Origin of the sequence: 'Cynodon dactylon' phytoplasma, from assembly GCF_009268075.1 — a bacterium.
Taxonomy (GTDB): Bacteria; Bacillota_I; Bacilli_A; order Acholeplasmatales; family Acholeplasmataceae; genus Phytoplasma; species Phytoplasma cynodontis.
Genome location: NZ_VWOH01000001.1, coordinates 136,362 through 148,093, shown reverse-complemented (window position 1 = coordinate 148,093; position 11,732 = coordinate 136,362). Strand labels below are relative to the sequence as shown.

Annotated in this window: 13 protein-coding genes; all 13 read left to right on the top strand. The window is 22.0% G+C overall.

Annotation, left to right across the window (positions count from 1 at the left end):
• The first annotated feature begins 204 nt into the window (after nt 1–204).
• Complete coding sequence (locus tag F1741_RS00740) at nt 205–336, top strand: OB-fold domain-containing protein (protein WP_152309699.1); 132 nt, start codon at nt 205–207, stop codon at nt 334–336.
• Nucleotides 337–367: 31 nt separating this feature from the next.
• Nucleotides 368–772: a Holliday junction branch migration protein RuvA gene (gene ruvA / locus F1741_RS00735; RefSeq protein ID WP_152309698.1), complete on the top strand. Its 405-nt coding sequence runs from the start codon at nt 368–370 to the stop codon at nt 770–772.
• A gap of 69 nt (nt 773–841) precedes the next feature.
• On the top strand, nt 842–1,834 hold the full coding sequence (ruvB, locus tag F1741_RS00730) for a Holliday junction branch migration DNA helicase RuvB (RefSeq protein WP_152309697.1): 993 nt from the start codon (nt 842–844) through the stop codon (nt 1,832–1,834).
• A 186-nt stretch (nt 1,835–2,020) separates the two neighbouring features.
• Nucleotides 2,021–2,731 (top strand): ATP-binding cassette domain-containing protein, encoded by a 711-nt coding sequence (locus tag F1741_RS00725; protein WP_152309696.1) that lies wholly within the window; start codon nt 2,021–2,023, stop codon nt 2,729–2,731.
• Between the two features lie 54 nt (nt 2,732–2,785).
• Entirely contained in the window at nt 2,786–3,784 is a 999-nt protein-coding gene (locus F1741_RS00720; protein ID WP_152309695.1) for a MetQ/NlpA family ABC transporter substrate-binding protein, read from the top strand.
• Nucleotides 3,785–3,933: 149 nt separating this feature from the next.
• Nucleotides 3,934–4,686 carry an ABC transporter permease gene (locus tag F1741_RS00715; RefSeq protein ID WP_212380304.1) on the top strand — a complete coding sequence of 251 codons (753 nt, stop codon included), beginning with the start codon at nt 3,934–3,936 and terminating at the stop codon, nt 4,684–4,686.
• 399 nt (nt 4,687–5,085) lie between these two features.
• Nucleotides 5,086–6,177, top strand: a complete 1,092-nt coding sequence (pdhA, locus tag F1741_RS00710; protein ID WP_152309693.1) for a pyruvate dehydrogenase (acetyl-transferring) E1 component subunit alpha — start codon at nt 5,086–5,088, stop codon at nt 6,175–6,177.
• A 63-nt stretch (nt 6,178–6,240) separates the two neighbouring features.
• Entirely contained in the window at nt 6,241–7,233 is a 993-nt protein-coding gene (locus F1741_RS00705; protein ID WP_152309692.1) for an alpha-ketoacid dehydrogenase subunit beta, read from the top strand.
• A 48-nt stretch (nt 7,234–7,281) separates the two neighbouring features.
• Entirely contained in the window at nt 7,282–7,560 is a 279-nt protein-coding gene (locus tag F1741_RS00700; protein ID WP_152309691.1) for a biotin/lipoyl-containing protein, read from the top strand.
• A gap of 77 nt (nt 7,561–7,637) precedes the next feature.
• Nucleotides 7,638–8,399, top strand: coding sequence for a dihydrolipoamide acetyltransferase family protein (locus tag F1741_RS00695; RefSeq protein WP_152309690.1), 762 nt, complete (start codon nt 7,638–7,640; stop codon nt 8,397–8,399).
• A 42-nt stretch (nt 8,400–8,441) separates the two neighbouring features.
• Nucleotides 8,442–9,830 (top strand): dihydrolipoyl dehydrogenase, encoded by a 1,389-nt coding sequence (gene lpdA / locus F1741_RS00690; RefSeq protein WP_152309689.1) that lies wholly within the window; start codon nt 8,442–8,444, stop codon nt 9,828–9,830.
• A 75-nt stretch (nt 9,831–9,905) separates the two neighbouring features.
• A complete protein-coding gene (locus tag F1741_RS00685) occupies nt 9,906–10,667 on the top strand; it encodes a TatD family hydrolase (protein ID WP_152309688.1) in 762 nt (253 codons plus the stop codon).
• Between the two features lie 242 nt (nt 10,668–10,909).
• A partial coding sequence (locus tag F1741_RS00680; RefSeq protein ID WP_212380301.1) for a DUF2963 domain-containing protein occupies nt 10,910–11,732 on the top strand: 823 nt, incomplete at its 3' end.

Below are 11,732 nucleotides of genomic sequence, written 5' to 3'. Positions count from 1 at the left end.
TCAACATTTTTATTGTAATATTAAAATGATAACTAGCTAATTATATAATACTCAAATAATATTAAAGTTTATAATATAAAAATAAAAATATTTTTTTTATTGGATTTATTTTAATAAATTTAAGTTTTATATTTTTCAAGATAAATTTTTTTATTAATTAAAATGAGTATAAATAATTAAAAATTTTTAGGAGTTTAACAATTTATGTATCATTATTTTAAAGGTATTATTTCAGAAATACAAAAAGATAGTATTGTTTTGGAAAATAATAATATTGGTTATTTAATACAATTTTATAATCCTGGCAGTATTTTTTTTTTTAAACCAGGAAGTTAAAATATTTGTTTATTTTCATGTTAGAGAAAATATGAATTGTTTTTATGGTTTTTTAAATCAGGAAATGTTATTTTTTTTTAAAACATTAATAAATATTCCTGGGATAGGTCCTAAAAGTGCTCTTTTAATGGCTCATTCTGATTTTTTGCAACAATTAAAAGAATCTTTAAAAAATAATGATTTTGAAAAACTATTAGAATTTTCTGGTGTTGGTCAAAAGACAGCTAAACAAATTATTTTTTATATTAAAGATAAAAAGTTAAATTTATTTAATGAAGATTTATTTATTGAAAAAAAAAGAAACGTAAAAGAAGCATTAATTAATTTAGGTTTTTCCAATAAAGAAATTGAATTTATAAATGATAAAGTTAATTTTCAAGATAGTTTAGAAAATATAATCAAAAAAGCCTTGTCTTTTTTGAACAAAAGAATTTAATAATATTTTTTTAAATTATTTTGTTTTTTTATAATTTTAATTATAAAAATAATCAAAAGAGTTGAAAGTATGTCAATAAATGAAAAAATTTCGAAAAATATAAAAGATGAACAATTTTTAAGACCTCAAAGATTAGAAGAGTATGTAGGTCAAGAGAATATTAAAAAAATTTTAAATGTTTATTTAAAAGCTGCTAAGCAAAGGAATGAAACTTTAGATCATGTTTTATTTTATGGTCCTCCTGGTTTAGGAAAAACTACTCTAGCTAAAATTATTTCAAATGAATTAAATGTTGATTTTAAAACAACTAATGGATCTAATTTAGAAAAAGTAGGCGATTTAGCCTCAATTCTTAGCAGTTTAGAAACTGGTGATGTTTTATTTATTGATGAAATACATAGTATGCCTAAAAATGTTGAAGAAATTTTATATTCAGCTATGGAAGATTATGTTTTAAATGTAATGATTGGTAAAAATGATGAAAAAAGGAATATTAAAATTGATTTACCTCCTTTTTCTCTTATCGGAGCTACTACAAAATTTGGTAATATTTCTTTCCCTTTAAGAGATCGTTTTGGTCTTATTTTAAAGTTGGATTACTATACAGAAAAAGAATTAGAACTAATTTTAAAAAGATCAGCCTTAGTTTATGGTAACAAAACAGAATTAAAAGCTTTGAAAGAATTAGCTAAAAGAAGCAGAGGCACTCCAAGAATTGCTAATCGTTTATTAAGAAGAGTTAGAGATTTTGCTGAAATTTATTCTAATCAAATTATTACTCATGATATTACTCTTGAAACTTTGGAAAAATTGCAAATAGATCGTAACGGATTAAATGCAATTGATTATATTTATTTAAATAGTTTAGTTGAAAAATTTAATTGTGGCCCTGTAGGAGTTAAAAGTATTGCAGCTACTATTGGAGAAGAAACTTTTACTATTGAAGAAGTATACGAACCTTTTTTGATTAAAGAAGGTTATGTAAAAAGAACTTCAAGAGGAAGAATAGCTACTAGATTAGCCATTAATTTGTTTAAAAATAAAAAGAAATATTTAAAATAAATGTAAAAAAATAAACTAATTAATATAATATATATTAATGTTAATGTTGTTTTATTTTTTTGAATTTTTTTATTTTTTAATTTTTTTTAACTTCTTTAATATATATTTATTCGATATATAAAGAAGATATGGAGAAGTATTAAAACAAATACAAAAAAATATTAGAGGTTTTATTAAATTATTTATATGATAAAAATTCAAAATCTTTTCAAGACTTTTTTTATTAATAAAAAACCATTTTATGTTTTGAGAGAAGTCAATTTAGAAATTAAACAAAAAGAAATATTTGGTTTAATAGGAGATACAGGTTCTGGCAAAACTACTTTACTTAATATTTTATCTGGATTTTTAGAACCTGATTATAATCCTCGAACTTTGATTCAAAGAAATTTTAATAAATATCAAAGTGCTTTTATTTTTCAAAATTTTAATCTTTTGAATAATATCAATGTGTTTGAAAATGTTTCCTTACCTTTGAAAATAAGAAGAAATTTTACGAAAGACAAAAAAAAAAAAATTTTAGAAATTATTGATTTTGTTGGATTGAAAGATTTTGTTCATTTTTATCCTAATAATTTGTCTGGTGGTCAAAAACAAAGAGTTGCTATTGCTAGAAGTTTAGTTTATGAACCAAAAATTATTTTTTGTGACGAACCTACATCTGCTTTAAATATAAATTCAACCAAAAATATTTTGAGATTGTTTTATCTTATTTATAAAAAACTAAAAACAACCATTGTTTTGGTTTCTCATGATCCATATGTTATTAAAAATATATGTAATAGAGTATCTATTTTAAATAAAGGAAAAATAGAAGATACTATTGTTTTAAAACCATCTTATAATTTTGAAGAAGTTTCTTATTCAAAATTATTGGAAAAAAATAATTTTTTTTAATGTTTTATATTTTTTTTATTTTTATTTAAAAATTAAAAATGGTGGTTAAAATTAATGTTTGTTTTTGATAATAAAAAAAAATTTTTATTTTATTTAAGTTTATTGTTTATTATTTTAATTTTGATAAAATATTTTGTCCCAAATGATTTTTTTATTTTTAAAAAAGATAATATAGATTCTACAGATACAAGCAGAAAAAAAATTAAAATTGCTACTGCTTTAGAATCAACTAGATCCTTTTTAGAATTAGTTCAGGATGAATTTAAAAATAAAGGAGTTGATTTAGAGATTGTTTTTTTAAATGGCCAATATATACGTACTAATCAATTGTTATTAACAGATAATGTTTTCGCAACTTTAGATTCTCATTTACCTTTTGCTCTTATGCATAATAAATCTATAAGAGAAAAAATGTCTGATGGAAAAATTATTATAGCTCATCCTTTTTATTTTGCTAAGATAGGTTTATATTCTATACCTTCTAGAGAAAAAACCAAAGATATAAAAGATATAAAAGAATTAAGAACAAAATTATCTTCTTCTTCAGAAACTTTTAGTATATTAATGCCTGCAGAAGCGGAACAACAAAGTCTTTTTCTTTTGTTTTTAAAACATATGCAATTAATTCAGTTAAAATCAGGTATTAATAAGGAAAAATATTTTGATGAAAATGATTTTATAATTCCTAATAATTTACAAATTATTAAACAAGAAAATCTATTGTCTTTATGTAATAGATTTAGATCAGATCAAAATATTGATTTTTTAGTTAATTATCCAGGTATTTTAGGTAAAGAAAAAAAAACATTAAAACTTGTAGCTAATTTAGATATTCCTTCTGATCCTGAAAGTTATTTTTTTGATTATACAATTTCTCTTATTACGAAAGAAAAAAATATTAATTCTGAAGAAATTAAATTAATTAAAGAAATTTTATCTCAACAAGAATTTATTGATAATTTTAATTCAAAACATATTTCAACTTTAGAAATGGTTCCTATTGATAAAATGAATAAAATTATTTCGAATGTTAATGAAAAATATAGTTCTTAACGTAATTAATAATCTTTCAATTTTTTTTATAAAAAATTTATAAAAAATTAAAAATATTTTTTTATACATACAATTTTTAATTAATTTATACAATTTTATTCTTTTTTTATAAAATTTTGCAAATTTAGTTGGAGATATTATATAAATTTATGTTAAAGGAGAATTTGATTCAAAGAATTTATAATGTTCTTATTTTTCCTAATAATAATTTAACTAAAAACGATTTTTATAAACCTTTTCTTTTGTTAGATAATTTGATAGAAACCATAAAAATAACTTTTTTTTCCACTTTTATTTCTTTTTTTTTAGGTTTATTTTTAAGTATTATTCTATATTTTATCAAATTAGGAGAAGAAAAGATTTTTAATAAAATTGTTTATTTTTTGATTAATTTTTTTATTAATTTTATTTTATCTATGCCTTTTATGTTATTAATTTTTTTGATAATAGACTTTATTTTAACACCTTATTTGAATCTTTTCTATGGTTTTAAAGTTGGTTTAATATGTTTAGTTTTAGTTTTAACCGCTCATGCTACTCGTATTTTAGAACAAGTTTTTTTGCAAATTAATCCTGAAATTTATAAAACAGCTTATAGTTTAGGTTCTAATAAAATACAATTTGTAAAATATTTTTTGTTAGTAGAAGCAAAACCTTATTTAATTTTGAAATTAAATTCACTTTATGTTTCCTCTATGGCTTATTCAAGTGTTTTAGCGATTGTAGGAGTTAAAGGTTTGGCATATATAATTTATGAATATGGTATTAGAGGTACAGAAAATTTTTCTAATTTTGAAAATTCAGATTTAATTTTAGTTTATTCAATTGTAATTTTTATTTGGATGCAAATTATTCATTTTTTTAGTATTTTAATTTCAAATAGATTAAACAAAGTTTTTTGAAAATAAATATTTTTTTTATAATCATAAATTTAATTTTTTTATTTTTTAAAAATTGAAAAAAATAGTTTAAAAAATTTGGAATTGTATTTTAAAAATTTTATTCATTAAGATGAGTTTGACAATAGAGAAAAAATAAGTTAAAATTTAAATGATATATAACATGTGATTATAGTGTTTTTTTTGTATTTAATTTTCATAACTTTTTGTTAATTTTTTTTTATTATTTTAAGATTTTTTATTATTTTAAGATTTTTTATTAAATTTATTTTATTATTTTGAATATTTTAAGAATAAATATTAATTATTAGTTATTAAATAAGTATTTTAAGAAAAAAATTTTTTATTATATTACAAATCAGTAATTTTAATTAATAAAAAAAAAGGAGATTAAGAATCTAAATGAAAATGATTGATTTATTCAATCCTTTAAATAAGAAAATGTTTCAAATTTTAGATTTAGAAGGAAAAGTAATTAATTCAGATTTTGAACCAAAAATATCTCAAGAAGAATTATTAAAAATGTATAAAATAATGATTTTAACTAGAATTGCAGATATAAGAGCTGTTCAATATCAACGTCAAGGTAGAATGTTAAATTATGCAATAAATCAAGGGCATGAGGCAACTCAAATAGGCATTGCTGCAGCTTTACAAGAAAAAGATTGGATATCACCTTATTTTAGAGATTTAGGTTTATATTTATATAGAGATATTCCTTTAGCAAAACCTTATCTTTATTGGTATGGAAACGAGATTGGATCTGATGTTTCTCCAGATAAACGTATTTTGCCAGTTAATATTATTATTGGTTCAGGAATTAATATAGGTGCTGGTTTAGCTTTAGCTAGTAAGATACAAAATAAAAAAGAAATTGTTTTAGCTACTATTGGTGATGGTGGTACTGCTCATGAAGAATTTTATGCTGGTTTGAATTATGCTTCTGTTTTTGAAGTTCCTTTAATAGTTGTAATTCAAAATAATCAATATGCTATTTCTACTCCTAGAAGTATTGCTTCCAAAACAGAAACTTTAGCTGAAAAATCATATGCTTTTGGAATACCAGGTATACAAGTTGATGGAAATGATGTTTTGGCTGTTTATGCTGTTGTTAAAGAATTAGGAGAAAGAGCACGTCAAGGAAAAGGGCCAGCTCTTATCGAATCTTTCACTTATAGAATGGGAGCACATACAACAAATGATAATCCTAAATTATACAGAGACAGATCTGAAGAAATAGAATGGTCCAAAAAAGATCCTATTATACGTTTTGAGAAGTACTTACTAAATAAAAATATTTTAAATCCAGAATTAATTGAAAAGATAAAAGAAGAAACAGATATTTATGTTAAAGAGACACATCAAAGTATTATTCAATATGGCGATAAAGTAGAACCAATTGAAATTTTTCAATATACTTATGATAAAATGACTTCTCAATTAGAAGAACAATATAATGAATATAAAAAATTTTTAGAAGAAGTGAATAAATAATTCATTCATTTTTATAACAATTTTATAACTATAATAGTAAAAAAAAGGAAAAAGATAATAAAAATGGCTTTATTAAATTTGTTAGAATCTATTAAACATACTTTAGATCTTCAATTATCGAAAAATGATAAAATAGTTTTGTTTGGACAAGATGTTGGTAAGCTAGGTGGTGTTTTTAGATTAACAGCTGGATTACAACAAAAGTATACAGAAAAACGTGTTTTTAATACTCCTATTTGTGAGTCTACTATTGTAGGAAGTGCAATAGGAATGGCAATGAATGGTTTGAGACCTATAGCAGAAATTCAATTCGATGGTTTTGTTTATGTCGGATTACAAGATTTAATATCTCATGCTGCTAGAATGAGAAATCGTTCTCGTAATAATTTTTTTTGCCCTATGGTTTTAAAATTTCCTATTGGTGGCGGAGTTAAAGCCTTAGAGCATCATTCAGAATCTTTAGAAGTTGTTTTAGGTTCTTTTCCAGGTTTAAAGGTCGTAGTTCCTTCAAATCCTTATGATGCAAAAGGTCTTTTAATAGCTGCTATCAATGATGATAATCCTGTTATTTACATGGAACCCAAAATTTTATATAGAGGAGTAAAAGAGGAAGTTCCTGAAGAAGAATATGAAGTAGAAATAGGAAAAGCTAAAGTAGTTCAAGAAGGTAAAGATATAACTTTAGTAGCTTGGAGTTCAGCTGTTAATATGGCTAAAGAAGTTATTAAACAATTAGATTCAGAAAAAAGCGGTATTTCTATTGAATTAATCGATTTAATAAGTATTAATCCAATTGATAGGGAAACTATTTTAAATTCTGTTAAAAAAACTGGAAGATTTTTAGTTGTGCATGAAGCAACTAGAACTTTTGGACCTGCTGCTGAGTTGATCACTTTGGTAAATGAATATGCTTTTAATTATTTAAAAGAAGCTCCTAAAAGAGTTACTGGTTTTGATATTATTATGCCTCTTGCGCGCGGAGAATATCATCAGATGATTAATAAAGATAAAATTGTTTATTGTGTTAAGAAAAATTTCAATATATTAAAAAGATAAAAAAATAAGATCAAAAAATAAAAAATAAATCTAAGAAAGGTTTTGAATATGAATCAATCACAATGCGAAAATAAAAATAAAGATAAAAAAGTTATTGAATTTAAATATAGCGATTTGGGAGAAGGTATCACAGAAGGCGTTATTTTAAGTTGGAATGTTAAAGAAGGTCAACATGTTAAAGATCAAGATATTTTGTTAGAAGTTGAAAATGATAAATTAACAGCTGAAATACGTTCTGATGTTAGCGGAGTTGTAAAAAAAATATTTTACAATGAAGGAGATAATATAAAAGTAGGAGATACATTACTTCTATTAGAATTAGAATAAAAAAACATAAATAATTAAACAAATTTAATTAATTTAATTATAAGAAATTAAGAAAAAATAGGAATTAAAATATAAAAATGATCAATAAAGAAAATTTTAATTTGAATGATTCTAACAAATTGTCTTCAGAAGAAAAAGACATTAGAGTTGAAAAAATTTCTTCTTTAAGAGAAACAATCGCTAAGCAAATGATTATATCTAAGAACTTAATTCCTGATGCTACTTTAATAACTGAAATAGATGTAAGTGATTTAGTTATTTTAAGGAAAAAATATAAAGAAGAAGCTGAACAAAAAGAAATAAAGTTAACTTATATGCCTTTTATTGCTAAAGCAGTTGTTATAGCTTTAAGAGAATTTTCTATATTAAACGCTTCTTTTGATGACTCTAAAAATGAATTAATTTATAAAAAAAATATTAATTTAGGAATTGCTGTAGACACTCCGAAAGGTTTAATAGTTCCTAATATAAAAAATGTTTGTGATTTGACTATTTTCCAATTAGCTAAAGAAATACAAACAATAGCTAAAATGACACTTGAGAGAAAAATAAAAACAGAACATATTTCTGACGGAACTTTTACTTTAAGTAATTATGGAGCAACAGGTGTTTTATATGCTACTCCGATTATTAAATATCCAGAATTAGCTATTTTGGGAATTGGTAGTATTATAAAAAAACCAGTATTTAAAAATAAAGAAATTTGTGTGGCTGATATTTTACCTTTGTCTTTAAGTTTTGATCATCGTATTTTAGATGGTGTTTATTGTGGCAATTTTTTAAAGAAAATTTCAATCTTATTAAATGATGTTTCGTTTTTGGAAAAAAATATTTTTTAATTTTTAATTTATTAAATTTAAATAATAAAGGAAATTAATTAAATGAAATATGACATTTTGATTATTGGTGGGGGTCCGGGAGGATATGTTGCCGCTATCAAAGCTTCTCAGTTAGGTGCTAAAGTAGCTTTGATAGAAAAACATAAAATCGGAGGTATTTGTTTAAATTATGGTTGTATACCTACAAAATCTTATTTTAAGAGTGCTAAAGTTTATGATTTTTTAAAAAATTCTTCCAATTTTGGTTTAAAATCTGAAAATTGTACTTTTGATTGGTCTTCGATATTATATCGTAAAAATAATATTGTTAAAAAATTAACTAGTGGAGTAAGTTTTCTTTTGAATAAAAATAAAATTGATGTTTTTTTTGAAAATGCAGAAGTTTTATCATCACACGAAGTTAAAATAAAAGATAAAATTTTGTTTTCTGATAAACTTATTATCGCTACTGGTTCTAGTGCTATAATACCTCCAATACCAGGAGCTTTAGAATCTTTTAAAAATAAATATTTATTCACAAGCAATGAATTAGTAAATTTAGATGTTTTTCCTAAAAAAATAGTAATCATTGGTGGTGGTATTATTGGAGTAGAATTTGCTTCTATTTTTAATAAGTTTGGTTCTGAAGTTGTTATTATTGAAAAACAGGATTCTATTTTAAACAATATGGATAAAGATATTATTAATAAATATACTCAAATTTTAACAAAATCCAATATTAAAATTTTAGTTAATAGTCAAGTTAATCGTATAGAAGATAATAATGTTTTTTATTCTTACAAAAAAGATAATCAAGAAATTAATGAAAAGGTTCAATCCGATATTATTTTAATGGCTGTTGGTACAAGACCTAATTTAGATTCTGTTAAAAATTTAAATTTAAAACTTAATAATAATGGTATAGAAACTGATGAATTTTTAAGAACTTCTGTTGAAAATGTTTATGCTATAGGAGATGTAAATGGAAAATATATGTTAGCTCATGTTGCAAGTCATGAAGGAATTATAGCTGTTTCTCATGCTTTAAATTCCATTTCTAATATTAAGCCTATGAATTATGATCATGTTCCTTCTTGTGTTTATGGGTTTCCAGAAATAGCTTCTATAGGAAAAACAGAAGAACAAGTTAAAAAAATGAATAATATTAATTATAAAACTTTTAAATTTCCTGTTAGCGCTATAGGAAAAGCTTTAGCTGATGGAGAAACAGAAGGTTTTGCTAAAGTAATTATTAATAAAGATAATTTTAAAATTTTAGGTATGCATATATTAGCTTATAGTGCTACTGAATTAATTAGTGAAATTGCAGTTACTATGGAATTAGGCGGAACAGCATATGATATTATTCACACTATTCATCCTCATCCTACCTTGTCAGAATTAAATTTAGAAACTTTTTTAGGAGTTATTGATAAACCTATTCATTATTAATTAATCATTATTATTATTATTTTAAATTTTTTTAAATTTATATTTTTTTATTTTTTATTAAAAAAAGAGAATCAAATGTTAATAGATACACATACACATTTAAATTTAAATAATTTTGAAAAAGATTTTCAGGAAGTGTTAAAAAGAGCTTTAGATAAAAATGTAATGAATTTTATTGTCCCTGGTTTAGATGAAGAAACAAATAAAAAATCTATTTTTTTATCTCAAAGATTTAGTTGTATTAAATCTTCTGTTGGTATACATCCTTGTTATTGTTATAATCAAGATCCTTATAGTATCGAAAAGTATTTAGACTTACCTCAAGTTGTAGCTATTGGTGAAATTGGATTAGATTTATATCATAATAAAGATTCTTTATCGATACAAAAACATTTTTTTAAAATTCAAATAGAATTAGCTATTAAATATAATCTACCTATTATTATTCATGCAAGAGAATCTTTTGAAGAAGTTTATAAAGTTTTATTACCTTATAAGAATAAAATTAAAGGTGTTTTTCATTGTTTGGTATCTAATATAGTTGAAGCAAAAAAAGTTTTAGAATTAAATTTTTATATAGGTATTGGCGGTATTGTTACTTATAAACAAGCTTATGAAGTTCATGAAATAGCAAAAATAATCCCTTTACAAAAAATATTATTAGAAACAGATTCTCCTTTTTTAACTCCTTTTCCTTTAGAAAAAAAAAAGAGAAATGAGCCTTCTTTTTTAATTTTGATAGCTAAAAAGATAGCTTCTTTAAAAAAAATTGATTTTTTAGAAGTAGCAATTCAAACTACTAAAAATGCTAATGATCTTTTTTTCAAAAATAAATAAAATATAAAAAGAGATGTTTTTTCTTTTTATATTTTTCAATTAATTTTTAATAAAAAAATAATTTGAATTATGAATAAAATTATTTTTTTATATAAAAACTAAATATATATTGAATTATAAGAATATAGAAAGGCTTAAATATGTTTTTTTATTATTTTAAAAAAACAAAAAAACATTATTATTTTTGTCTTACTTTTTTTTCTTTTGTTTTAAATGTAATTTTAGTTTACAAATTTTATTTTTTGCTAAAAAAAGAAAAAAAAGATACTTTATATTTTAATCATGAGAAGATATTTCCTTATATTTTTCATAAAAATGAAGAAATGAAACAAAAAGCTGAAAAAGAAGTTTATGAAGTAAAAAAAGATGATAGTTACGTAGAATATTATAATTTATTTATAGATAAAAATTTATGTAGATTAGTTGATAATACAAAAGACATAATTTATGAATATAAAACATATAAAAAAGATCTATTATTTAAAATAATAGACAATAAAAACAGAATTATAACTTATTTTGATGAAAAAGAAAGAAAAACAAAAGAATTTTTTTATACAGACGATCAAAAAATTCTTTATATTAATGAATTTGATGTAGAAACTGGTTTTATATTAAAAACATTTTTTTATACAAAAGATGGTCAAATTAGTTGTATTGATGAATTTAGAAAAAATGGAAATCAAAATAATTTAATTAAAAAAACAGAATATTTTTCTCTTGAACCTAGCAAATATTTTGTCATTGAAGATAATGATAATAATAATGTTATAACCACAACTTATTTTCATAATGATAATATTGATTATGTTATAGAATGGAATCAAGACGCAAATAATAAAAAAACTAAAAAAACTATTCAATATTTAGAAGATGGACAAACAAAAGCTTCAATTGAAGAAAGTCTTTGGTCAGATGATGGAAATTTATGTTCTTTAATCAAAAAAACTACTTTTCAACCAGATGGAGAAACAATTAGTAGTATTACAGAATGGAATCAAGACGCAAATAATAAAAAAACTAAAAAAACTATTCAATATTTAGAAGATGGACAAACAAAAGCTT

Coding starts and splice junctions, on each gene's coding strand:
- F1741_RS00740 (WP_152309699.1), top strand. CDS start 205: ATGTATCATTATTTTAAAGGTATTATTTCAGAAATACAAAAAGATAGT.
- ruvA (WP_152309698.1), top strand. CDS start 368: ATGAATTGTTTTTATGGTTTTTTAAATCAGGAAATGTTATTTTTTTTT.
- ruvB (WP_152309697.1), top strand. CDS start 842: ATGTCAATAAATGAAAAAATTTCGAAAAATATAAAAGATGAACAATTT.
- F1741_RS00725 (WP_152309696.1), top strand. CDS start 2,021: ATGATAAAAATTCAAAATCTTTTCAAGACTTTTTTTATTAATAAAAAA.
- F1741_RS00720 (WP_152309695.1), top strand. CDS start 2,786: ATGTTTGTTTTTGATAATAAAAAAAAATTTTTATTTTATTTAAGTTTA.
- F1741_RS00715 (WP_212380304.1), top strand. CDS start 3,934: ATGTTAAAGGAGAATTTGATTCAAAGAATTTATAATGTTCTTATTTTT.
- pdhA (WP_152309693.1), top strand. CDS start 5,086: ATGAAAATGATTGATTTATTCAATCCTTTAAATAAGAAAATGTTTCAA.
- F1741_RS00705 (WP_152309692.1), top strand. CDS start 6,241: ATGGCTTTATTAAATTTGTTAGAATCTATTAAACATACTTTAGATCTT.
- F1741_RS00700 (WP_152309691.1), top strand. CDS start 7,282: ATGAATCAATCACAATGCGAAAATAAAAATAAAGATAAAAAAGTTATT.
- F1741_RS00695 (WP_152309690.1), top strand. CDS start 7,638: ATGATCAATAAAGAAAATTTTAATTTGAATGATTCTAACAAATTGTCT.
- lpdA (WP_152309689.1), top strand. CDS start 8,442: ATGAAATATGACATTTTGATTATTGGTGGGGGTCCGGGAGGATATGTT.
- F1741_RS00685 (WP_152309688.1), top strand. CDS start 9,906: ATGTTAATAGATACACATACACATTTAAATTTAAATAATTTTGAAAAA.